We start from the raw sequence: 22101 nt of genomic DNA on the forward strand, positions 1-22101 counted from the left end.
ACACTAAGAGGTTTGCCTAAAGATCACCCATTCGTATGACGCCGAAAGGGTGGAGAGGGGGCATGGTGTACAAAATCACTAAAAAGTTGGGTGATCGTTCTCTGTCGTCTCACGCTTTTGAAAAAGTGCCGGTAGATGTGGCAATTTTTAACCACCCCAAAAGCTATTTTAGGTCAGGATATCCTAAACTGCAGGTAGGATGACGTTTTTAGATAGGTGACCTAATTCACAATGGGCGTTTGTAAGTGGTTTATAGGTGAGTTCGGGTCGTAAAGTTATAGCGACACTGGAGGTGCCATGACTGTAAATAACATCGACCGTGACGCAATCGCTCACGGCAAAATCACTGAAAAGCCGCTGCGTGAGCGGCCACAGTTCCCAACCTGGGCGCTGAAGCTCGGCATGGCCGTCACTGGCCTGATCTTTGCCTTCTTCGTCGTATTCCACATGGTTGGAAACCTGAAGATCTTCCTGCCGTTCTACGAAGACGGCACGCATCCAATCGACATCTACGGCGAGTGGCTGCGCAACCTGCTCTACCCACTGCTTCCACACGGTGTATTCCTGTGGATCTTCCGCTTGGTTCTACTTGCTTGCATCGTGATCCACATCTACGGCGCATTCGCACTGACCGCGCGCTCCCATCAGTCCCGCGGCAAGTTTCGTCGCACCAACCTGATGGGTGGCATGAACTCCTTCACCACCCGTACCATGCTGGTCACCGGCGTCGTGCTGTTGGCGTTCATCATCTTCCACATCTTGGATCTCACCGTAGGTGCTGCTCCTGCAGCTTCTGATGCCTTCGAGCACGGTGCTATCTACGCGAACATGGTCGCAGGCTTTAGCCGTTGGCCAGTCACCATCTTCTACGTGATTGCCATGGTGACCTTGTTCATGCACCTATCGCACGGTATCTGGCTTGCTACCAGCGACCTTGGTATTACTGGCAAGCGCTGGCGTGCGGTCATGCTGTTCTTGGCATACCTCGTCCCAGCAATTGTCATGATCGGCAACATCGCTATTCCGCTGTCCATCGCACTCGGCTTGGTCGGCTAGGGGAGAAGGTAAATAACAATGAGCATTAACTCTGACACCACTGTTAGCACCGACTTCACCCAACCAGCATCCATCGTTGATGGTGTGAAGCTCGGCAGCATCCTCGAGTCTCATGAGCCTAAGGGCGTTCCCACCAAGGACATGTGGGAGTACCAAAAGGACCACATGAACCTCGTGTCGCCTTTGAACCGTCGTAAGTTCCGCGTCCTCGTGGTCGGCACTGGCCTGTCCGGTGGCGGCGCTGCGGCTGCTCTCGGCGAGCTCGGCTACGACGTCAAGGTGTTCACCTACCACGATGCACCACGTCGTGCACACTCCATCGCTGCACAGGGTGGTGTCAACGCTGCTCGCGGCAAGAAGGTGGACAACGACGGTGCATACCGCCACGTCAAGGACACCGTTAAGGGCGGCGACTACCGCTGCCGTGAGTCCGACTGCTGGCGCTTGGCATACGAGTCCGTCCGCGTGATCGACCACATGAACGCCATCGGTGCACCATTCGCTCGCGAATACGGCGGAACCCTGGCAACCCGTTCCTTCGGTGGCGTGCAGGTTTCCCGCACCTACTACACCCGTGGTCAAACAGGTCAGCAGCTGCAGCTGGCTGGTGCTGCTGCTCTGCAGCGCCAGATCGGCTTGGGCACCGTGGAGATCTTCACCCACAATGACTTGGCAGACTTGGTTCTCACCGAGAAGGACGGCAAGAAGCGCTGTGAAGGTGTGGTTATGCGTAACCTCATCACCGGCGAACTCACCGCTCACACCGGCCACGCAGTGATCTTGGCAACCGGTGGCTACGGCAACGTGTTCCACATGTCCACCTTGGCTAAGAACTCCAACGCATCCGCAATGATGCGTGCATACGATCACGGTGCATATCTCGCATCGCCATCGTTCATCCAGTTCCACCCAACCGGTCTTCCTGTGAACTCCGAGTGGCAGTCCAAGACCATCTTGATGTCCGAGTCTTTGCGTAACGACGGCCGCATCTGGTCGCCACTGAAGCCAAAGGACGACCGCGACCCGAACACCATCCCTGAGGAAGAGCGCGACTACTTCTTGGAGCGTCGTTACCCAGCATTCGGTAACTTGGTTCCTCGCGACGTTGCATCTCGTGCAATCTCTCAGCAGATTAACAAGGGCCTCGGCGTTGGACCTCTGCACAACTCCGCTTACCTGGACTTCCGCGATGCCATCAGCCGCCTCGGCGAAGACACCATCCGTGAGCGTTACTCCAACCTCTTCCAGATGTACGAAGAGGCCATTGGTGAGAACCCATACAAGGCACCAATGCGTATTGCTCCTACCTGCCACTTCACCATGGGTGGCCTGTGGACCGACTTCAATGAGATGACCTCCATTGACGGCCTGTTCGCAGCAGGTGAGTGCTCGTGGACCTACCACGGTGCTAACCGCTTGGGTGCAAACTCCCTCCTGTCTGCTTCTGTCGACGGCTGGTTCACCATGCCGTTCACCATCCCTAACTACTTGGCAAACCACCTCGGTGAGCCACGTTTGGCTGAGGATTCTGCAGAAGCACAGGAAGCTGTTAACCGCGCCAAAGCACGCATTGACAAGTTGATGAACATCAAGGGCAATGATCCTCACGGCCCTGAGTTCTTCCACCGCCAGCTGGGCGAGATCCTCTACTTCTCTTGTGGCGTTGCCCGCAACGTTGAAGACCTCAAGACCGGTATTCAGAAGATCCGCGCTCTGCGCAAGGAATTCTGGGCAAATCTGCGTATCACCGGCGCTGCCGATGAGATGAACCAGGTTCTTGAGTACGCATCCCGCGTTGCTGACTACATAGACTTGGGCGAGCTCATGTGCGTTGACGCACTTGATCGCGACGAGTCCTGTGGTGCCCACTTCCGTGACGATCACCTCTCCGAAGAGGGCGAGGCAGAGCGTGACGACGACAACTGGTGCTTCGTTTCCGCATGGGAGCCAGGTGCAGTCGAGGGCGAGTTCATTCGCCACGCTGAGCCACTCACATTCGAAGCGATCCCGCTGATGACAAGGAATTACAAGTAATGAAACTCCATCTTGAAATCTGGCGTCAGGCCGGTCCAAACAGCGAAGGTCACTTCGAGTCCATCGACGTCAACGACGCCGTCCCTCAGATGTCGGTCCTTGAGCTTCTCGACCACGTCAACACTGGCCTGATTGAGGAAGGCAAAGAGCCTTTCGTATTCGCCTCGGACTGCCGCGAGGGCATTTGTGGTACCTGTGGTCTTTTGGTCAACGGTCGCCCACACGGCCTGGACAAGAACAAGCCTTCTTGCCAGCAGCGCCTCGACCACGTCCCAGACGGATCGACCCTGAAGATCGAGCCACTGCGCTCCGCAGCTTATCCAGTGGTCAAGGACCTCTTGGTAGACCGCTCCGCATTGGACCGTGTCTTGGAAAAGGGTGGTTTCGTTTCCATCAATGCCGGCACCGCTCCTGATGCAGACACCCTGCACCAGAACCACGAGTCCGCCGAGTTGGCTCTCGACCACGCAGCCTGCATCGGCTGTGGTGCTTGTGTGGCTGCCTGCCCTAACGGCGCAGCTCACTTGTTCACCGGTGCAAAGCTGATCCACCTCTCCCTAATGCCTTTGGGCAAGGAAGAGCGTGGCAAGCGCGCACGCAAGATGGTCGACGAGTTGGAGACAAACTTCGGACACTGCTCCCTCTACGGTGAGTGTGCGGATGTTTGCCCCGCAGGTATCCCACTGTCCGCAGTAGCTGCAATCAACAAGGAACGTGCTCGTGCGTTCTTCCGTGGCAAGGACGACTAATTACCACTGATTACCGTAAGGTAATACTCTAGTAAACAGACGTTCTTCTACTCGGGTACATAGAAAGGCAAGCACAATGTCCCATTCCCTAGATGCGACGCAAGAGCCGGGTAACTACCCGGTCTTCGAAGGTCGTATGCATTACATCGACGGTTATGATCCATCGAGCCTGTGGGCACCGCACTCCTCCCTCCAGCGTACGAGCACGTGGGTAGGCATGGGCGCAATCCTTGCCGCATTGGCAGGCTTGGGTACCTTGATCTTCGGTTTGGCATCCAGCACCGTGGGAAGCCAGGAAGCTTGGTCCACCTACGCTCTGATCGGCGGAGTTATCGCAGCAGTATTGCTGATCGGTGGATTTGGCTTAATCCACATGGGTCGCGCTGCTTACCGTCAGTACCGTGCAGAAACTGGTCGCGTGAACTAATCACGTCAGGCACCTCCGCGTAATCGGCGGAGTCATCACACAAGTGGTGGCTCCGCCGATTTTGCATCTGTAGGGTAGAAAACATGAGTAACTGGAACAAAGTTGCGTGGATCCTTATTACCGTGATCGCGGTAATAATTGGTATCCGCTACATCGCCATGGGGCTGGCGCTGATCTAACGTGGGATAATAGTCGGCATGGGTACACATAGTGCAGAGCTAGACCGCCGACGAACACTGCGAAACCACAAGGCATTTGCCACGGGGTTGTTACTAGTCGCTGCAGTGATCTTTTTAAACTGTCAGTGGTACACGGCGCACACCGATCCCACACCCGTATGGGTGGGGTTCGTGCGTGCTGCTGCGGAGGCAGGCATGGTCGGTGGACTTGCCGACTGGTTCGCTGTCACAGCGTTATTCCGGTACCCGTTGGGACTCAAGATTCCGCACACAGCGTTGGTTCGCAATAAAAAGGATCAGGTAGGCGAGAGCCTCAGCTCTTTTGTGAGCGAGAACTTCCTTAATCCGACGTTGATTACGCAGAAGGTTCGCCAAGCTCAGGTTCCTACCGTATTGGCCGATTGGTTGGTGCAGCCAGATAACGCCAAGCGGGTGTCTCAGGAAGCTGGCACCTTTGTTGCCAAAGTGGTGCGTGCTTTGGATCCTCAGGACGCTGAGACTGTTATCAATGCGGCTTTGCTGGATAAGTTGGCGCAGCCGGAGTGGGGGCCGCATGTGGGTAAGACGTTGCAGCAACTTATCGACGAAGGCCTCACCGATCCGATTGTGGATCAGCTGGCCGGATGGATGCATAAGAAGGCCACGACAAGCGAAGCGCTGATTATCCGAATTTTGGATGAGCGGGCTCCGTCGTGGGCACCACGTTTTATTAATGACATCGTAGGCGAGCGTGTCTACCGCGAGCTCGTGCAGTGGACGGCTGCTGTGGATCGCGATAAAAACCATGAGGCCCGTCATGCGATCCGGCGTTTCCTTGAGAAATTCGCGGTGGAACTGCAAGAAGATCCGATGATGATCCAGAAGGTTGAAGAGATCAAGCATGACATCATGGGCTCAGCGCCGGTGCGCAATGCAGCCGCGTCGATTTGGGTATCCTCGTCTTCTGCGATTCTTGCTGCGGTGGCGGATCCGGAGTCGATTATTCGCACCAAGATCGCAGAATATGCGATGGCCTGGGGCGAGCGGATTCATAACGATGCGCAGATCCGCACCCAATTGGATCGCCGTATTACTGGTGCCGCAGAATTTTTGGCGGAGAACTACGCGGATCAGATCACGTCGATTATTGGCGAGACAATCGAGCGCTGGGACGCTGACGAGGCCAGCGACAAGATTGAGCTGATGGTGGGCAAGGATCTGCAGTACATTCGCCTTAATGGCACGGTCGTAGGTGCATTAGCGGGCCTTGCCATTTACACTGTGTCCTATCTGTTGTTTGGACTATAAATAAGGCGCAGGATGATCAGCTTCGGAATCTTGACAATTGTGTATTGGCTTATTGCTGTCTGTGGGGTAGTAGGAGCAGTACTTGTCGCGGCAACGCGCGCAGATGCTTTTGAAGCCGCAGATCGGCAAAACAAGTGGGTTTGGGCGGCATTGCTTGGCGGTTCTGCTTTGGCACTATTTTCCAGCTTCCCATTTTTATCGTGGATCGGCATTGTCATCATTGGCCTGTACTGGTTTGATGTGCGCCCACAGATCACAAACATCCTCAACGGCAACTACGGCTGGTAGAGCGCTGTGATTCCTATAGTCAGTGGCCCCGAGGCGAGTGTGGATAAGGCGCGTGAACTCGCTGCCGGCGGTGGGGGCGTATGCGTTCCGCCAACATTATTAACTGCCCTTGGCCAGGTGCCAGGGCCCGTGGTGTCGTGGGCGGGGTATCCCACTGGCCAGCACCACAGCCTGATTAAGGCCTCAGAGGCGCGCCTAGCGGTGCAATGCGGTGCCAGCATGGTGCTCGTGGTTCCTGACCCCGCAGCGGTTGTCGCCGCCACCAGCACGGCGTTGATTACGGAGCTGGTTACTACCCGTGAGGCGGTACCGCATCCTGCCTCGTTGGCGTTGATCCTCGATACGGATCTGTTTGCCGCTGATGTTATTGCGCGTACTGCCGAACATGCGCAAGCAGCTGGTTTTGACGCGGTGGTAGTGAAAAAAGAAACCCCGCAGTTAGCCTTGCCCACCTATGTGTGGGATGCGGGCAATGCGGGCTTGTTGGTGTGCTAGTTTTCTAGCTCGGCGAGGTTGACGTTGTTGCCGTTGAGCGTGAGGTTCATGCCACCGTCGACAACATCAACGTTGCTGATCGTCATGTTGTGGAGGCTGTCGCCTGCTTGCTTGCTGAGCTGCTGGGTAAGCGCATCGGATACCGACTGGGGGAGATCAAAGCCGAGGAGGTTAGCGTTGACGGCCTCGAACCCAAGGCTGCCGTTGTCTACTACCGGCTTGAGCTGTAGCGATGCGGCACCGTCGGTGAACTCGATGGTGACGGTTTTTTCTGATGGTTGAGTGGTCACGGCAGTCACTTTCACGATCGACTGCAGCAGCGAGCCAAGGTCGAGTTCACCCGCGGTGGGTTTAGGGGCCGTGTTTTCTGCTAGGCCTTTTTGCATGGCGGCCAGCAGGTATGCGTCGCTAAGCGTGGTTTCTAGCTCGAGTTGCTCAGCGATAGGGGCGTCGCTGTTGTGAATATCAAGGTTTTTCATTGTGATGTGCGAGCGTGGGGATTCGCCCATCTCTGGGGTATCAATGGTCACGCTCGGCAGGTTCTTTGTGGCGATGCTCACGAGCAGCGGAGAGGCACCGAAGCTTATCGACGCCTCCGGCGATGTCGACTCCTTGAGCTGTTGAGACACCATCGCCCTGAGGCCGAATTCTGCTACGGCGAGCAGGATGACGACGATCAGGGCGACGATGAGTGAAACTTTTCCGACGCGAGAACCTTTTGTTGTAGTCACGTCGGCCATTGTAGCTAGTAGACGGTCAAACCGCGTGAGCGGAAAGTCTCCTTAGCAAACTCCACGGATTCCGGTGTTGGTGGTTTTGTGTCCTCGAGCTCGTAATTCAAGCCGAGTTCGTGCCATTTATCGGCTCCCATGTTGTGGAAAGGCAGCACCTCGACGCGTTCGACGTTGTCTTTCCACCGGGCGACGATGTCTGCCACGTTGTTGATGTTTTCTGGTGCGTCAGACACGCCAGGTACCAGCACGAAGCGGATCCACACTGGCTTACCAATTGCATTGAGGCGATCGCCAAAGTCGATGGTGGGTTGTAGCTCGCGGCCACCGGAAACACGGTGGTAGGTTTCCTCGTCACCGGACTTGACGTCGAGAAGCACGAGGTCGATATTTTTTAGGTCCTCGTCCGTGAGCCGTGCCCCGAGATACCCTGAGGTGTCGATGGTGGTGTGGATACCGGCATCGTGTACCTCTTTGAGCACGCGGCGCGTAAAGGCGATTTGGAACAGTGGCTCACCGCCGGAGATGGTCAATCCGCCGCCGGAGGCCTTAAACACGTTGCGATAACGTTTGATCTTCTTCACGATCGACTCGACGCGCTCTACTGTGCCTTCTTTCATCCCCATGGTGTCGGGGTTGTGGCAGTAAAGGCATCGCAGTGGGCATCCGGACATGAACATGGTCATGCGGGTACCTGGGCCATCAACAGCGGTGACAAGCTCCCAGGAGTGCACGAGGCCGACGTCGCCAGTGCGGCGGGCCTCGATGAGCTCCTTGTGGGTGACGTCTTCCAGATCGAGGTCGAGGCCTCCGATGCCGGCTGCGGTTCCGCGGTGGCGCGGCCCGTCAGAGCGTTCAACCGTCACTGTGGAGTTAATACCATCAGCCATATCAGAGGGATTCCTTTCGCTTCATTAGGGCAAAAATATACCACCTGCCCGTGTACAGGCAGGTGGTGGCGTTACATCTTACGCAGAGTGGTGGAACGTACGGGAAAGAACGTCCAGCTGCTGCTCACGGGTGAGCTTGACAAAGTTGACGGCGTAGCCGGAAACACGAACGGTGAGGTTCGGGTACTTGTCAGGGTTCTCCATGGCATCTTCGAGGGTCTTCTGGTCGAGGACGTTGATGTTTGCGTGGTAAAGGCCAGCGTTGGCGTTGTTCTCGTCGCGCTTTGCCTTCATCTCGGTCATGCGCTCTTCAAAGGTCTTAGAAGACATTGTGTTCTCCAAATTCTATGATGATCAATAGATGGGGAAGAAAAGTAGATTACTCTTCGTCCATGATGAAGCCAGCATCGAGGATGCCGACCAAGTTCTTAATCTGCTCGTCCGAGGTACGACCCAAACCAGATGGGGTGATGGTGTTGGTCAGGGAAATGCCGTCAAGGGCGTCTTGGTAATCCAGCTTACCGACAGACAGCATCGAGGCCACCATACCGTGGGTGTCTGCACCGTTTTCAGGGTTAGCACCTGGGCTAAATGGGGTACCTGCCTTGTGACCTGATGGGAATGCACCGGTTGCCTTGCCGTAGACCACATTCGAGGTAATCGTGAGTACCGACTGCGTTGGGATCGCGTCGCGGTACATAGGGATTTCCTTGATCTTGGACATCACGGTGTGAACGATGGTTGCGGCGATGTCGTCAGCGCGGTCGTCGTCGTTACCGTAGCGAGGGAAGTCGCCTTCCGTCTTGTAGTCCACAACTAGGCCGGTCTCATCGCGCACTGGGGTGACCTTGGCGTACTTGATGGCCGAGAGAGAGTCTGCAACGATAGCCAGACCTGCGATGCCGCAGCCCATGGTGCGGACGATTTCAGAATCATGCAGAGCCATCTCGACTGCCTCGTAGGCGTAGCGGTCGTGGCAGAAGTGGATGATGTTGAGTGCTTCCACGTAGGTGCCAACAACCCAGTCGAGCATGTGCTCGTATTTGTCCCAGACTTCGTCGAAGTCTAGTGGGCCGTCGCCCTTGATGGGCTCGAACAGGCCAGGCTCGGTGATCTGCTTGCCGGAAACCTCGTCGCGGCCACCGTTGATGGCGTAGAGCAGGGACTTAGCGGAGTTCACGCGCGCACCGAAGAACTGCATCTGCTTGCCCACAGCCATGGGGGACACGCAGCAGGCAATTGCGGCGTCGTCGCCCCACTGGTTACGGATCTGCTCGTCGGATTCGTACTGAATCGAGGAGGTTTCGATGGAGATTGCAGCGCAGAAGTCTTTGTAGCCTTCTGGAAGTGCTGGATCCCAGAAAATAGTGATGTTTGGCTCTGGTGCTGGGCCGAGGTTACGCAGGGTCTGCAGCAGACGGAAGGAGGTCTTGGTGACCATGGTGCGGCCGTCGTCAGAGAAGCCAGCGTCGGACCAGGTTGCCCAGTATGGGTCACCGGAGAAGATCTGATCGTAGTCGATGGTGCGCAGGAAGCGGACGATACGCAGCTTGATCACGAGGGCGTCGATGATTTCCTGAGCCTCATCCTCGGTGATGATGCCAGCGGCAAGATCGCGTTCGAAGTAGATGTCGAGGAAGGCGGACAGACGGCCGATGGACATTGCAGCGCCGTCCTGGGACTTCACGGAAGCCAGGTATGCGAAGTAGGTCCACTGGACTGCTTCCTTTGCCGTGGTGGCTGGGCCCGAGATATCGAAGCCGTAGAAGGAAGCCATGGTCTTGAGCTTCTGCAGGGCCTTGATCTGCTCGGAGTGCTCTTCGCGGAAACGTGCCCAGTGCTCGGAGAAGTTCTCAGCTGCGACGGAGTCTTTAGCCTGCTTCTTCTCGGCGATGAGGTAGTCCACACCGTAGAGGGCTACACGACGGTAGTCGCCGATGATGCGGCCACGGCCATAAGCATCTGGAAGACCGGTGATGATGTGGGAGGAACGTGCGGCACGGATACGAGGGGTGTAGATGTCAAACACGGCCTCGTTGTGGGTCTTGCGATACTTGGTGAAGATGTTCTTGACATCTTCGTTTGGCTCTTTGCCGGCTTCCTTGATGGCGGTTTCCACCATGCGCCAGCCGCCGAAAGGCATCATGGCGCGCTTGAGTGGGACGTCGGTCTGCAGACCAACAATTACGTCGTCGTCTTCGGAAATGTAACCCGCTGGGAAAGCATCAATGTCAGCTGGGGTGTGGGTGTCTACATCAAAAACGCGCTTCTTACGCTCGACGGAGAGGTAGTTCTTCTCGAGGTGGTCCCAGACGCGAAGGGTCTTTTCGGTTGGGCCAGCGAGGAAGCTAGCGTCGTCCTCGTAAGGGGTGTAGTTGCGTTGGATGAAGTCGCGGATGTCGATTCCCTCTTGCCAAGGTCCTTCGACGAAACCTTCCCATGCTGAGTGGGTGCTCTCTTGTTGGGCGGTGGTCATATTATATGAGCCCTTCCTTATCGAGTCATCTGCATCAGTGGCCTCGGTATCGGCCACCTGCGGTTCACTTGGTGGCAGATCCATCGTTACTGGCTCGCCACGAACACTTACTACTGTAGTGAGGAGGGGGCTAGGCCACATAAATGGGAAAGGGTGAGTTATCTCATATGAAAATTGCCCGAAATAGGAGTAAAGAATTTTGCCCGCGATGCGCGTGGACACCTTCAGATCTTAATAAATAAAAACACTGGTAGAAGGGGAAATATGTGAATTAGATTGCTTTATGGTGTGACATTTGTCGAATTGAAAGCAGTAAAACGGGTGTACTGTTTAAATTAGGTTTGGCAGTCTAAGTAGTTGGATCGACGATCGACCACGGCACCGTGAGCTGATTATCGCGCACCGGACGGCGAATAATGCTCATCGGAATTCCCATATCCATAAGCATCGCGCGGGCCGCCCGCCACCGAACGCGAGGGCCATACGACGGCCACGCTTCGTCGGCACGAAGCAACACATCATGAATTTTTTCGCCCGCAACATTGCGGTGGATCAAAATCTTAGGCAACCGCTCCGCAATATCGGAGGGGTGCTCTGCATCAAAAGGATCCCAGCACAGCGTCAGCGACTGCGGGCCAGTATGATCCAACAACACCCATGTTGACCGCCGCCCCAACTCATCACAGGTGCCTTCCACAAAAATCCGCCAGGTTGTAGGCGCGAGGTCACCATCTCCCAAGCATCCACGACTTGGTCCACATCATATTGGCGCAGCACGTTAAAAGCGCGCACTAAGGTGGGGCTGGTAACCCGCTAATTCAAAACCCCAAGTTCAAAAGTCACACCATCGCGCGGCGGCAGGATCCGTTCTGGGTCTATTTCTAAGCCGGTGACGCGGACGTCGTCACGCATGGTGCGCAACCAACGAGCCCACTCGACCGTGGTGGTAAAACTTGCCCCGTACCCCACGTCAAGAGCGATAGGGTCGCTGGTGCGGCGCAGCGCCTGCTGGATCAGCGGATGATGAGCCATCCAGCGGTCACAACGCCGGAGGCGATTAAACCCAGTGGTCCCCCGAGTAATCACACCAATGGGACGACCATGCCCAAAAGTGGCGCGCAAATTATGGGCATGATCAGCCATGAAAACCCCACGAAATTAGAGGTTCTCGGAGATCCACTTCGAGGTCAGATCGCCCTCGTTCTGGAACAAATCGCCCAATGCCTGGCCGACCTTAGGCTCGATAGCAGCACCCATCAGTGGGATGTTGACGGTGATCTCGTTGGCGTAGGACAGCGTGGTGGTGTTGCCTAGGCCGTTCATAGAGACCTCACCCTTGAAGTCCACAGGGGTGCCCTTTACGTCTGCGGTGTAGCTCAGTGGTGCGCTGGTGCCGTTAAGGCCACCGACGGTTACTACGCGCTTGACCTTGAGTGCCTGACTGATCATGGCGCGAATAGCCTCAGGAAGTAGCTCTTGGGGGAGAACCTCGAAAAGGGTTGCAACAGCGCCACCGTTAGCTTCGGTGAACTCGTGTACCTCGCCTGGTTCTGGGCTGAGGTTTTTCACAATGAAGTCCCAATATGCCGGATTGGTCAATGCTGCGTGGACTTTTTCCACTGGCTGATTGATAGTTACGGTGTTTTCACTTCGCGTTGTCATGCGTACAGACTACCTTTAATAAGGTGCTGGAAAAATCACTGAACCACATTTTCGACGGAATCCGCCCCCAGATCGAGGCGATCGACGACGCCACCTTTGTGGCAGCCACCTTCGCCGAATTGACCACCCTCCACCTCGGCGGAACCCCCATGGCGGCGGTTCGCTGCAGGTCACAGCAGTCTGTGGTTGAGGTTGTTCGGCTTCTCGACGCCCACCAGATCCCACTACTCATCGTAGGCGGTGGCTCCAACCTCGTGATCGCTGACGGCGAAATCCCCCTCGTTGCTGTGATCCTCGACTGTGACGATATTTCTGTGAACCTCGACACCGGACGCGTAGTAGCCGAAGCAGGTGCCGTATGGGATGACGTAGTACGCCTGTGCGTTGATGCTGGCCTCGGTGGCATTGAGTGCCTCTCTGGAATTCCTGGCTCGGCGGGAGCTACCCCTGTACAAAACGTGGGTGCCTACGGTGCAGAGATCTCCGATGTGTTGGTCAGCGTAACCCTCTTGGAACGTGCAACAGGGGAGGTCATGGAAGTTCCTGCAGCCGACTTAGAGCTGGCGTATCGCTATTCCAACCTCAAATTCACCGGCCGTGGCGTGGTACTGGGCATTACGCTACAGCTGCACACGGATGGCATGTCTGCGCCGCTGCGCTTTGGGGAGCTTGCTCGGGTGCTAGGCCATGAGGGACCACATCCTGCAGCGCAGGTGCGTGAAGCTGTACTTGGCCTGCGTGCTGGCAAGGGCATGGTGTACAACGAGGCGGATCACGACACGTGGTCGGCCGGATCCTTCTTTACCAACCCCATCGTCCCAGAATCGGTCGGGGATCACGTGCGTAGCGTTGTTGGTGACGAGTCGATGCCATGCTTTGCTGCGGGCAAGGGCATGGTCAAACTGTCCGCTGCATGGTTGATTGACCGCGCCGGATTTGCCAAAGGCCACCAAGGCCCTAGCGGGCGGGTGAGCTTGTCTACTAAGCACACTCTGGCGCTGACCAATAGAGGAAACGCCACCACGGATGATCTCGTTGCACTTGCGCGCGAGGTCCGTGGCGGCGTGATGGATGCCTTCGGGGTGCTACTTGAGCCCGAACCGGTATGGGTTGGGGTGTCTATTTAGCCCAAGATGCACTGAGCAAGAATCATGTCGAGGCGTCGTACGTCGAGATCTCGACCGATCTTGATCTTGATTTTGCCGGCACGCGTCCACAACTCCACTTCGGCGTTGAAATCAAAGGTGCCAGCATTTTCTGTTGACCACATATTCACTGAGGAATAAGGCAAGGAGTAGACCTCTACCTTCTTGCCTCGTAGGCCTTGGGAGTCGCGGACAATGAGGCGTTTGGTGGTAAAGATGGCGCTGTCGCGGAAGGTGTTAAACGCAACGACGGCATCTTCGCCTGGCACCATGAGACTGGCAACGTCTTCTGGGATGGGTACTTCTTGGACGAAAGTCCATTCTGTAATGCTGGCTGTTTCCATGCTTACTTTTCTCCGAGGCGTTCGAGGAGGGTCTGCTGCACTTCGCGGCGGCGGACCTTACCAAGTTGGTCTTTGTTGAGTGCTTCAAAGTGGTAGAAGGTGCGTGGCACTTTGTAGCGGGTGAGTAGCTCGCGGCAGTGGGCTTTGAGGCCTTCTGGGTCGAGGGCTGCACCGTCTTTGAGCACGATGCAGGCTACCACGTCCTCGGAGCCGTCTTTGCGTGGGCGGCCGACTACGGCCGCGTCGACAACGTCTGGGTGGGCGATCAGGGCTTCTTCGACCTCGGCAGGGTAGACGTTAAATCCGCCGGTGATGATGATTTCCTTGATGCGGCTTACTAGGCGGATAAAACCGTCTTCTTCCATAACACCCATATCGCCGGTGCGGAACCAATCACCGTGGAAGGCGGCTGCGGTTGCTTCTGGTTTGTTGAGGTAGCCTTGGAAAACCTGTGGTCCGCGGGCGAGAACTTCGCCGGCTTCGCCGTCGGGCATTGTCTCGTCGAGGTTGTCTGGGTTGGCAATGCGGATTTCGGTGTCGGAGAAGGGCACGCCGATGTAGCCGGGGCGGCGGTTGCCATTCATGGGGTTACCGCACAGAACTGGGGAGGTTTCGGTCAAGCCGTAGCCTTCCACCAGCAGGCCGCCGGTGAGGTTTTCCCAGTCGTCGACGGTGCGTACAGGTAGGGTGGAGGCACCGGAGAAGGAGTTGCGGATGCCCTTGATTTCCACGCCCTTGGCGGTGGCTTCTGCCACGATCTTTTCGTAGAGGGTGGGTACACCTGGCAGCCACGTGGGGGTGTGGTTTTTCATGATCTTCATGATCAGTGGAATCTGCGGAGCTGGTAGCAGGACCATTTCTGCGCCGACGAAGACACCGAGGGTGCCGACCATGGTCATGCCGTAGGCGTGGAACATGGGAAGAGCTGCGAGGAAACGCTCGGGTTGGTCGCCCAGTCCTGGCACCCACGCCTTGCCCATGATGCAGTTGGACACCAAGTTGCCGTGGGAGAGCAACGCGCCCTTCGGCGTTCCGGTGGTGCCGGAGGTGTAGAGGATCAGGGCGATGTCGTCTTTGGTGACCTTGGGGAATTCGGTGCGTTTACCGTTGCCGCCGATGGCATTGCCGATCAGGGTGGACCATGGGACGGTGTTGTCGGCAAACGCGGTGAGTTGTTCGCGCTTTGCGGCGATGGGTGGGATCGGAATGCGCAGCGCTAGCTGTTGGATGCGTGGCATGGCCTCTGTCATGTTGACGGAGATGATCGTCTCAAGCGAGGTGGTGTCGCGCAGTTTCTCTAGGGTGGAGGCTGCTTTGTCCCATGCGATGGCGACGCGTGCGCCGTGATCTTGGAAGAGGCCTTCGAGCTCGTGTGCGGTGTAGAGCGGGTTGTGCTCTACGACGGTAGCGCCGAGCAGCTGGATGGCGTAGAACGCGGCGATGTGCTGCGGGCAGTTGGGCAATACGAGGGCGACGCGGTCGCCTGGGCGGATGCCAAAGGCTTTAAGGCCTGCTGCGGCTGCACGCACTTGGGCGTCTAGCTCTGCATAGGTTTGGGTGCGTCCGAAGAAGTAGGTCGCGGGTTTGTCGGCGTTAACGGCAAGGTTGTTGTCGTAGATGTCTACCAGCGTGGTGTCGCCGTAGTCGAGGGATGCTGGTGTCCAGTCGCCATAGTGCTGCAACCATGCTTTGTCGTCGAATGCGCCCATGTCCGGCCTTTCGTTTTTGGGATAAAATAGTTTTGATGTCGATATTGTAGCGGAGGAGCGTTATTTCTTTGATGCTAGAGCTTCTTGTACATCTTTACGGCGCACCTTGCCCAGCTGGTCTTTCGGCAATTCTTCGAAGTGGTAGAAGGTGCGTGGCACTTTGTAGCGGGTGAGATTTTCCCGACAATATGCCTTCAATCCCTCGGGGTCGAGGGCGGCACCCGTGGCAAGCGTGATGGCCGCAACTACGGACTCGGAGCCGTCGCCACGCGGAAGGCCTACGACGGTAGCGTCCGTAATATCTGGGTGATTGCGCAAAACTTCTTCCACCTCGGCGGGGTAGACGTTAAATCCGCCGGTGATGATGACTTCCTTGATACGGGCCACGAGGCGGATAAAGCCGTCCTCCTCCATAATTCCCACGTCGCCAGTGCGATACCACTGCCCATGGAAGCTCTTCGCCGTCGCCTCGGGGTTGTTCAGGTAACCGCTGAACACCTGCGGCCCGCGCACCAGCACTTCGCCTTCTTGCCCGTCAGGCATGGTTTCGTCCAAGTTATCTGGGTTGGCAATGCGGATTTCGGTGTCGGGGAACGGAACGCCAACATAGCCTGGGCGGCGGTCGGTGGTCATGGGGTTGCCCACAATGATGGGGGAGGTTTCGGTCAAACCGTAGCCTTCGACGAGCAAACCACCGGTGAGTGCTTCCCAACGGGCGACGGTTTCCACAGGCAGGCTCGACGCACCAGAAAATGAGTTGCGCACACCGGAGATGGAGATTCCATCGCGTTCTGCGGCTTCCACAATCTTTTGATAGAGCGTGGGAACACCAGGCACCCATGTAGGAGTGTGCTTCTTCATGATCTTCATGATCAACGGAATTTGCGGCGCTGGCAGAAGTACCAGTTCACCGCCTACGTAGAACGCCAAGTTGAGAACGATGGTCACACCATAGGCGTGGAACATAGGCAGCGCTGCCAAGAGGCGTTCGTCTTGGTCGCCAATGCCTTTGACCCACGTCTTACCCTGCATGATGTTGGCAAAGAGGTTGCCGTGTGACAGTTGCGCACCTTTGGGCGCACCGGTGGTGCCGGAGGTGTAGAGGATCAGTGCGATGGACTTCTTGGTCACCTCGGGGCAGGGGACGATGTCGTAGCCATTGCCGCCGAGTGCGGACCCCACCAGAATTTCCCATGGGATGGTGTTGGGTGCGGATGCGGTCAGTGCATCGCGCTTCTTCCGAATCATCGGAAAAGGTAGGCGCAGCAGCGCCTGTTGCGCGGCGGGCATGGCGGTCATCATGTTGACCGACACGATGGTTTCTAGCGGGGTGCTGCTGCGGAGTTTTTCCAGCGTATCGGCTGCTTTGTCCCACACGATAGCCACGCGTGCGCCGTGGTCTTGGAAGGGGGCTTCCAGCTCGTGTGCGGTGTAGAGCGGGTTGTGCTCGACCACGGTGGCTCCGAGCATGAGTATCGCCCAGTAGGCCACGATGTGCTGTGGGCAGTTGGGGAGGGCGATGGCCACGCGGTCGCCGCTGCGTACGCCTAGTGCGCGCAGGCCGGCGGCGGCGGTGCGTACCTGTTTGTCGAGGTCGCCGTAGGAGGTTTGGCGGCCAAAGAAGTAGGTGGCCGGTTTGTCCTTGTTCAGGGCGAGGTTGTTCGAGTAGACGTCGAGAAGCGTCGTGTCACCATAATCTAGGCTGTGCGGCGTCCAATCGGGGTAATAGTGAAGCCACTTTTTTGTCTCGTATGCCGACATGAGTTCCCTTCGATCCTCGCAAATAAACGTAAATACGAGCATATACTCATGTTTCGCTTGGTTGGGTAATAACGGCGCCTAGAATGATGACTATGCGCATTGCCATGATCTCTATGCACACCTCGCCCCTCCAGCAACCAGGCAGTGGAGACGCAGGTGGAATGAACGTCTACATCATTTCCATCGCCCGCGAACTTGCACGTCGCGGCGTAGACGTAGACATTTACACCCGTGCCACTCGCCCCAGTCAAGGCGACATTGTAGAGGTGGAGTCGGGGCTGCGCGTGATCAACATTGTAGCCGGCCCCTATGAGGGCCTGAGCAAAGAAGAACTCCCCACCCAGCTCGCAGCTTTCGCAGGTGGCGTGGTGCAGTTCGCCAAGTGTCACCACATACGTTACGACGTCATCCATTCCCACTACTGGCTTTCTGGCCAAGTCGGCTGGCTGCTGCGCGATCTGTGGAACATCCCACTCGTACACACCGCGCACACCCTTGCGGCGGTAAAAAATGCGCACCGCAGCGCAGGGGATACCGAAGAATCAGAGGCCAGACGTATTTGTGAGCAACAGCTTGTAGATAACGCTGACATCCTCGTGGTGAACACCCCCGAGGAAACCAACGACCTTGTGCGTCACTATGACGCCAACCCTGATTCGGTGGCTGTGATCGCGCTGGGTGCCAATGTGGAGCTTTTTACTCCTGGTACGCAGCGCAATACGGAGCAGTCTCGGCGGTTTTTGGGTATTCCGTTGCACACCAAGGTGGTGGCTTTTGTGGGAAGGCTGCAAAAGTTTAAGGGCCCTGAGGTGTTGTTGCGTGCGGTGGCGGAGATGTGGGAGCGGGATCCGGATCGCGATATGCGTGTGATTATGTGTGGTGGGCCGTCGGGTGCTGCTGCCACGGTGGAACATTACATTGAGTTGACGCGCAGTTTGGGTATTGCGCATCGGGTGCGGTTTTTGGATCCGCGTCCGCCGGAGGAGCTGGTGAGTGTGTATCAGGCGGCTGATGTGGTGGCGGTGCCCTCGTATAACGAGTCGTTTGGGCTGGTTGCGATGGAGGCGCAGGCTAGTGGTACTCCGGTGGTGGCTGCGCGTGTTGGCGGCTTGCCTATTGCGGTGGTGGATGGGGAGACGGGTGTGCTTGTCGACGGCCACGATCCCACAATGTGGGCGGACGCGTTGGAGCAATTGCTTGACGACGACCCCACGCGTCAGCAGATGGGTGTGGCTGCGGTGGAGCATGCGGCGAACTTTACGTGGGCTGCGGCTGCGGAGAAGTTGGAGTCGGTGTATGGGGATGCGGCGATGTTGGATGTTGCGCAGTGCCATGACCGCTACGCCGCGGGTTCCGATCGGGCATAAGTGTAAATAATCCCACATTTTGCTCGCGTCGCTGCGATTCGTGGCAAACTTGGCAAGTATGACTACTGGAAAACTGATTCTTCTTCGTCACGGACAAAGCGAATGGAACGCTTCCAACCAGTTCACCGGCTGGGTGGACGTCAACCTCACCGAAAAGGGCGAGGCAGAGGCTAAGCGTGGCGGTGAGCTGCTCAAGGCTCAGGGTGTCCTGCCAAGCGTGGTGTACACCTCTTTGCTGCGCCGTGCTATCCGCACCGCCAACATTGCTCTGAACGCTGCTGATCGCCACTGGATCCCAGTTGTTCGCGATTGGCGCCTTAACGAGCGCCACTACGGTGCGCTGCAGGGCCTCAATAAGGCTGAGACTAAGGAAAAGTACGGCGACGAGCAGTTCATGGCATGGCGTCGTTCTTATGGCACCCCACCGCCAGAGCTTGAGGATTCCAGCGAGTTCTCCCAGGCAAACGATCCTCGTTACGCTAACCTTGACGTGGTTCCTCGCACCGAGTGCTTGAAGGACGTTGTTGAGCGTTTCGTTCCTTACTTCAAGGAAGAGATCCTGCCACGTGTGAAGAACGGCGAGACTGTTTTGATCGCTGCACACGGTAACTCCCTGCGTGCATTGGTCAAGCACCTAGACAATATCTCTGATGCAGACATCGCTGAGCTCAACATTCCTACCGGTATTCCGCTGGTTTATGAGCTCGACGAGGCTGGCACGGTGCTCAACCCAGGTGGCACCTACCTTGACCCAGAGGCTGCTGCTGCCGGTGCTGCCGCAGTTGCTGCTCAGGGCGCTAAGTAGTAGCGAGGCACGTGTACGTCGTTATCGCATTTGTGTTGGGCGTGGTCCTTTCGGGCCTCGCCCTACCTGCGTTGAAATGGGTGCGCGGCCGTAGTTATCGCACGGCGAAAAAGGGGGATAATAAGGTCACCACTGTGAGTCAGATGCTGCATTTGACGGTGCAGGGCTCGCCCACGGGCATGGCGGTGATCGACGCAACGGGGGCCGTTTTATTGTCTAATGTGCGTTCCCACGAGATGGGAATTGTGCATGAGCGCACGCTTAATCCGGACATTTGGGAGCTTGCGCAAGAGGCCTATAAAGACCAAGAAACTCATGCGATTGAGTTGGTAATCGACGAGCGGCGTAATCGCATTACGTCGGTGCGTGCGGTGGTGAAGCCACTCACGCTTGTCGACGACCGCTACGTGGTCATTTACAGCACGGATGAGTCGGAAAACCAGCGCATGGAAGCGGCACGTCGTGACTTTGTGGCTAACGTGTCCCATGAGCTAAAAACCCCTGTGGGTGGCATGGCGTTGCTGGCGGAGGCCATCACGGAGGCCTCTGATGATCAAGAGCAGGTGGAATACTTTGGTAATCGCCTGTACAAAGAGGCCCACCGTCTTGCCGATATGATTAATGAGCTCATCTCGCTATCCAAGCTCCAAGGTGCTGAGGCGTTGCCGGATCTAGAGCCGGTGAGCGTGGATCGCGTGATCGACGAGGCGCTGGCACGCAATGTGCTGGCCGCCGATAACGCGGGCATTGAGCTCAACCGTGGCAAACCATGCAATGCGATGGTGATGGGGGATATGACGCTGCTGGTCACGGCGGTGTCTAACCTGATTAGCAACGCTATTAATTATTCGCCACAGGGAATGCCCATTTCGGTGGCAACCAAGATTTCGCGGGATGGCCGTGTTCTTATCCGAGTTATCGATAATGGCATTGGCATTTCAGTGGAGAACCAAAATCGAGTGTTTGAGCGCTTCTTCCGCGTAGATAAAGCGCGGTCGCGTTCTACAGGTGGTACGGGATTAGGGCTTGCGATTGTCAAGCATGTGGCAGCTAATCACGGTGGCGATGTCACGCTGTGGTCGCGTCCTGGAACTGGTTCCACGTTTACGATCGAGCTTCCGATCTATCATGAAACTGACACGGGTCGCCGAAAGGATAAGAATTGATGACCTCTATCTTGTTGGTTGAAGACGAAGAGTCGCTAGCCGATCCCCTCGCGTTCTTGTTGCGCAAGGAAGGCTTTGATGTAGTAATCGCCGCTGATGGACCCAGCGCTTTGGTGGAGTTTGATCGCAACGCCATCGATATTGTGCTGCTTGACCTCATGCTTCCTGGTATGTCGGGTACGGATGTGTGCAAGCGCCTGCGAGCAGTATCCTCAGTCCCCGTGATCATGGTGACGGCACGGGACTCGGAGATCGACAAGGTGGTAGGCCTAGAACTCGGTGCCGACGACTACGTGACCAAACCATATTCTTCCCGCGAGCTCATTGCCCGAATCCGTGCCGTGCTGCGTCGCGGCGGGGAGACGGTCGAAGAATCTGATGAGATTCTTGGCAGCGGCCGAATCCACATGGATGTAGAACGCCACACCGTCACCGTCGACGGCGAAGAGATCTCCATGCCGCTAAAAGAATTCGACCTGTTGGAATACCTCATGCGCAACTCGGGGCGCGTGCTCACCCGCGGCCAGCTCATCGACCGCGTGTGGGGTGCCGACTACGTAGGAGATACCAAAACCTTGGATGTGCACATTAAACGCCTGCGCTCCAAGATTGAACCAGAACCCTCAGCGCCACGCCACGTGATTACTGTGCGGGGTCTGGGCTACAAGTACGAAGACTAGCCGGATGTGGCGCTAGCGGGATACCTGCTTTTTGGCGCACCGCGCAGTGTTGCGCCAGCACCTCGTAGGAGGCATCGCCCATCAGTGCTCGCAACTCCGCCTCGTGGGTGATCCACATGGGCTTATCAGAGGTATGGCAGTGGGGGTCGGTGGTGCAATACCAATCAAAGTCCTCGCCGCCATTTCCCCAGCCACGACGATCGTATTCGGTGATGGTGGTGCGAAGAATCTCCACACCATCGGCGCGATCCTCATAAGCCTCAAGGCGACGAAGCGGTAGTTGCCAACACACCTCAGGTTTAACCACGGTGAGATCCTCGCCTGCGTCGAGAGCCCACTGGTGGATCGCACACCCAGGGTTTTTGCGGTTGGCAAAGATACAGGCGCCGTCGACAAGCGTGGTTTTCAGCGCCGGTTCGGGGTTTCCCTCCTCGTCATCGAGTTCGTCCCACACCAACCACGGCTCAATCTGGGTGGGGTCTGGGTCTGCGAGGTAGGCGTCGACACCCGCGGGGCGCAGCTCCCAATACCGTGCCGGCATCTTTTCTACGGCGGCATAAAGCTGATCGCGGTCTTCCTCATCGGAAAGAAACGCCCCATGCACACAGCACCCCACAGTCGGCTGTGCGGCATCAATGCCGTGGCATGCCGACGTGCCAAACGCGCATCGGTAGGAGGATTCCAGCCACGTTAAATCAATAGAAAACTGGTGGAGGGGATCCTCCGGATTGGTAAATTCATACCATTGACGTGGGAAATCGGGGGGAAGCTCGTCGCCGCGGCGAATAGATGCGGCAGCGGGGGACATGGCAGGAAAACCGAGATACTTCACGTGTTTAGGCTATACCGT

At 56.8% G+C, this 22101-nt stretch carries 21 protein-coding genes and 1 pseudogene; 12 read left to right on the forward strand and 10 right to left on the reverse strand.

Annotated features, from left to right (window positions below; all coding sequences use genetic code 11):
- Positions 1 to 297: 297 nt before the first annotated feature.
- The 7 genes from ABMV07_RS01810 to ABMV07_RS01840 all read left to right on the forward strand — a co-directional run bounded on the left by ABMV07_RS01810 (position 298) and on the right by ABMV07_RS01840 (position 6515).
- Entirely contained in the window at positions 298 to 1056 is a 759-nt protein-coding gene (locus ABMV07_RS01810; protein WP_088266390.1) for a succinate dehydrogenase cytochrome b subunit, read from the forward strand.
- Positions 1057 to 1074: 18 nt separating this feature from the next.
- Positions 1075 to 3090, forward strand: a complete 2016-nt coding sequence (locus tag ABMV07_RS01815; protein WP_088266391.1) for a fumarate reductase/succinate dehydrogenase flavoprotein subunit — start codon at positions 1075 to 1077, stop codon at positions 3088 to 3090.
- Positions 3090 to 3839 (forward strand): succinate dehydrogenase/fumarate reductase iron-sulfur subunit, encoded by a 750-nt coding sequence (locus tag ABMV07_RS01820; protein WP_014306428.1) that lies wholly within the window; start codon positions 3090 to 3092, stop codon positions 3837 to 3839. The genes ABMV07_RS01815 and ABMV07_RS01820 overlap by 1 nt, the downstream gene beginning before the upstream one ends.
- A 76-nt stretch (positions 3840 to 3915) precedes the next feature.
- Positions 3916 to 4266, forward strand: coding sequence for a hypothetical protein (locus ABMV07_RS01825; protein ID WP_088266392.1), 351 nt, complete (start codon positions 3916 to 3918; stop codon positions 4264 to 4266).
- Between the two features lie 197 nt (positions 4267 to 4463).
- A complete protein-coding gene (locus ABMV07_RS01830) occupies positions 4464 to 5732 on the forward strand; it encodes a DUF445 domain-containing protein (protein ID WP_088266393.1) in 1269 nt (422 codons plus the stop codon).
- 12 nt (positions 5733 to 5744) lie between these two features.
- The gene (locus tag ABMV07_RS01835) at positions 5745 to 6020 is read left to right on the forward strand and encodes a DUF2516 family protein (RefSeq protein WP_088266394.1); all 276 of its coding nucleotides are present in this window, start codon (positions 5745 to 5747) and stop codon (positions 6018 to 6020) included.
- A 39-nt stretch (positions 6021 to 6059) separates the two neighbouring features.
- On the forward strand, positions 6060 to 6515 hold the full coding sequence (locus ABMV07_RS01840) for a hypothetical protein (protein WP_197691856.1): 456 nt from the start codon (positions 6060 to 6062) through the stop codon (positions 6513 to 6515).
- Here ABMV07_RS01840 and ABMV07_RS01845 read toward each other — a convergent pair.
- The 6 genes and pseudogenes from ABMV07_RS01845 to ABMV07_RS01870 all read right to left on the reverse strand — a co-directional run bounded on the left by ABMV07_RS01845 (position 6512) and on the right by ABMV07_RS01870 (position 12274).
- Complete coding sequence (locus ABMV07_RS01845) at positions 6512 to 7255, reverse strand: DUF2993 domain-containing protein (RefSeq protein WP_196977167.1); 744 nt, start codon at positions 7253 to 7255, stop codon at positions 6512 to 6514. The genes ABMV07_RS01840 and ABMV07_RS01845 overlap by 4 nt on opposite strands.
- Before the next feature lie 5 nt (positions 7256 to 7260).
- The gene (pflA, locus tag ABMV07_RS01850) at positions 7261 to 8136 is read right to left on the reverse strand and encodes a pyruvate formate-lyase-activating protein (RefSeq protein ID WP_088266397.1); all 876 of its coding nucleotides are present in this window, start codon (positions 8134 to 8136) and stop codon (positions 7261 to 7263) included.
- Between the two features lie 78 nt (positions 8137 to 8214).
- On the reverse strand, positions 8215 to 8466 hold the full coding sequence (grcA2, locus tag ABMV07_RS01855; RefSeq protein WP_004566465.1) for an autonomous glycyl radical cofactor GrcA2: 252 nt from the start codon (positions 8464 to 8466) through the stop codon (positions 8215 to 8217).
- A gap of 49 nt (positions 8467 to 8515) precedes the next feature.
- Positions 8516 to 10612, reverse strand: coding sequence for a formate C-acetyltransferase (gene pflB / locus ABMV07_RS01860; RefSeq protein WP_197691850.1), 2097 nt, complete (start codon positions 10610 to 10612; stop codon positions 8516 to 8518).
- 349 nt (positions 10613 to 10961) lie between these two features.
- A pseudogene (locus ABMV07_RS01865) lies at positions 10962 to 11755 on the reverse strand (class I SAM-dependent methyltransferase).
- A 15-nt stretch (positions 11756 to 11770) separates the two neighbouring features.
- Positions 11771 to 12274 carry a DUF2505 domain-containing protein gene (locus tag ABMV07_RS01870; RefSeq protein ID WP_088266399.1) on the reverse strand — a complete coding sequence of 168 codons (504 nt, stop codon included), beginning with the start codon at positions 12272 to 12274 and terminating at the stop codon, positions 11771 to 11773.
- A gap of 23 nt (positions 12275 to 12297) precedes the next feature.
- On the opposite strand from ABMV07_RS01870, the gene ABMV07_RS01875 reads away from it, so the two are divergent.
- Positions 12298 to 13401: a UDP-N-acetylmuramate dehydrogenase gene (locus tag ABMV07_RS01875; RefSeq protein WP_088266400.1), complete on the forward strand. Its 1104-nt coding sequence runs from the start codon at positions 12298 to 12300 to the stop codon at positions 13399 to 13401.
- Here the strand turns inward: ABMV07_RS01875 and ABMV07_RS01880 are convergent.
- From ABMV07_RS01880 to ABMV07_RS01890, 3 genes are read right to left on the reverse strand one after another with little or no spacing between them, the layout of a single operon-like run.
- The gene (locus ABMV07_RS01880) at positions 13398 to 13763 is read right to left on the reverse strand and encodes a PH domain-containing protein (protein WP_088266401.1); all 366 of its coding nucleotides are present in this window, start codon (positions 13761 to 13763) and stop codon (positions 13398 to 13400) included. The two genes, ABMV07_RS01875 and ABMV07_RS01880, sit on opposite strands and share 4 nt — an antisense overlap.
- Positions 13764 to 13765: 2 nt before the next feature.
- Positions 13766 to 15472, reverse strand: a complete 1707-nt coding sequence (locus tag ABMV07_RS01885; RefSeq protein ID WP_196977170.1) for a long-chain-fatty-acid--CoA ligase — start codon at positions 15470 to 15472, stop codon at positions 13766 to 13768.
- Between the two features lie 60 nt (positions 15473 to 15532).
- Positions 15533 to 17233: a long-chain-fatty-acid--CoA ligase gene (locus ABMV07_RS01890; protein WP_088266403.1), complete on the reverse strand. Its 1701-nt coding sequence runs from the start codon at positions 17231 to 17233 to the stop codon at positions 15533 to 15535.
- Between the two features lie 92 nt (positions 17234 to 17325).
- On the opposite strand from ABMV07_RS01890, the gene mshA reads away from it, so the two are divergent.
- Genes mshA through ABMV07_RS01910 form a run of 4 tightly spaced genes read left to right on the forward strand, consistent with a single transcriptional unit; the run spans position 17326 to position 21251 of the window.
- Positions 17326 to 18600, forward strand: a complete 1275-nt coding sequence (mshA, locus tag ABMV07_RS01895) for a D-inositol-3-phosphate glycosyltransferase (protein WP_174688219.1) — start codon at positions 17326 to 17328, stop codon at positions 18598 to 18600.
- Between the two features lie 58 nt (positions 18601 to 18658).
- Complete coding sequence (locus tag ABMV07_RS01900; protein ID WP_014302869.1) at positions 18659 to 19405, forward strand: phosphoglyceromutase; 747 nt, start codon at positions 18659 to 18661, stop codon at positions 19403 to 19405.
- A gap of 11 nt (positions 19406 to 19416) precedes the next feature.
- The gene (locus ABMV07_RS01905) at positions 19417 to 20571 is read left to right on the forward strand and encodes a cell wall metabolism sensor histidine kinase WalK (RefSeq protein ID WP_088266405.1); all 1155 of its coding nucleotides are present in this window, start codon (positions 19417 to 19419) and stop codon (positions 20569 to 20571) included.
- A complete protein-coding gene (locus ABMV07_RS01910) occupies positions 20571 to 21251 on the forward strand; it encodes a response regulator transcription factor (protein ID WP_088266406.1) in 681 nt (226 codons plus the stop codon). The genes ABMV07_RS01905 and ABMV07_RS01910 overlap by 1 nt, the downstream gene beginning before the upstream one ends.
- Here the strand turns inward: ABMV07_RS01910 and ABMV07_RS01915 are convergent.
- Positions 21214 to 22083, reverse strand: coding sequence for a hypothetical protein (locus tag ABMV07_RS01915; protein WP_196977171.1), 870 nt, complete (start codon positions 22081 to 22083; stop codon positions 21214 to 21216). The two genes, ABMV07_RS01910 and ABMV07_RS01915, sit on opposite strands and share 38 nt — an antisense overlap.
- Between the last annotated feature and the right edge of the window lie 18 nt (positions 22084 to 22101).

It is taken from the genome of Corynebacterium belfantii (assembly GCF_041898185.1).
GTDB lineage: Bacteria > Actinomycetota > Actinomycetes > Mycobacteriales > Mycobacteriaceae > Corynebacterium > Corynebacterium belfantii.

Bases quoted from the DNA above. Each gene is read 5' to 3' on its own strand.
- ABMV07_RS01885 (WP_196977170.1), bottom strand. From the start codon at position 15,472: ATGGGCGCATTCGACGACAAAGCATGGTTGCAGCACTATGGCGACTGG.
- ABMV07_RS01900 (WP_014302869.1), top strand. From the start codon at position 18,659: ATGACTACTGGAAAACTGATTCTTCTTCGTCACGGACAAAGCGAATGG.
- ABMV07_RS01835 (WP_088266394.1), top strand. From the start codon at position 5,745: ATGATCAGCTTCGGAATCTTGACAATTGTGTATTGGCTTATTGCTGTC.
- pflA (WP_088266397.1), bottom strand. From the start codon at position 8,136: ATGGCTGATGGTATTAACTCCACAGTGACGGTTGAACGCTCTGACGGG.
- ABMV07_RS01910 (WP_088266406.1), top strand. From the start codon at position 20,571: ATGACCTCTATCTTGTTGGTTGAAGACGAAGAGTCGCTAGCCGATCCC.
- pflB (WP_197691850.1), bottom strand. From the start codon at position 10,612: ATGACCACCGCCCAACAAGAGAGCACCCACTCAGCATGGGAAGGTTTC.
- ABMV07_RS01890 (WP_088266403.1), bottom strand. From the start codon at position 17,233: ATGTCGGCATACGAGACAAAAAAGTGGCTTCACTATTACCCCGATTGG.
- ABMV07_RS01870 (WP_088266399.1), bottom strand. From the start codon at position 12,274: ATGACAACGCGAAGTGAAAACACCGTAACTATCAATCAGCCAGTGGAA.
- ABMV07_RS01845 (WP_196977167.1), bottom strand. From the start codon at position 7,255: ATGGCCGACGTGACTACAACAAAAGGTTCTCGCGTCGGAAAAGTTTCA.
- ABMV07_RS01830 (WP_088266393.1), top strand. From the start codon at position 4,464: ATGGGTACACATAGTGCAGAGCTAGACCGCCGACGAACACTGCGAAAC.
- mshA (WP_174688219.1), top strand. From the start codon at position 17,326: ATGCGCATTGCCATGATCTCTATGCACACCTCGCCCCTCCAGCAACCA.
- grcA2 (WP_004566465.1), bottom strand. From the start codon at position 8,466: ATGTCTTCTAAGACCTTTGAAGAGCGCATGACCGAGATGAAGGCAAAG.
- ABMV07_RS01810 (WP_088266390.1), top strand. From the start codon at position 298: ATGACTGTAAATAACATCGACCGTGACGCAATCGCTCACGGCAAAATC.
- ABMV07_RS01815 (WP_088266391.1), top strand. From the start codon at position 1,075: ATGAGCATTAACTCTGACACCACTGTTAGCACCGACTTCACCCAACCA.
- ABMV07_RS01825 (WP_088266392.1), top strand. From the start codon at position 3,916: ATGTCCCATTCCCTAGATGCGACGCAAGAGCCGGGTAACTACCCGGTC.
- ABMV07_RS01880 (WP_088266401.1), bottom strand. From the start codon at position 13,763: ATGGAAACAGCCAGCATTACAGAATGGACTTTCGTCCAAGAAGTACCC.
- ABMV07_RS01820 (WP_014306428.1), top strand. From the start codon at position 3,090: ATGAAACTCCATCTTGAAATCTGGCGTCAGGCCGGTCCAAACAGCGAA.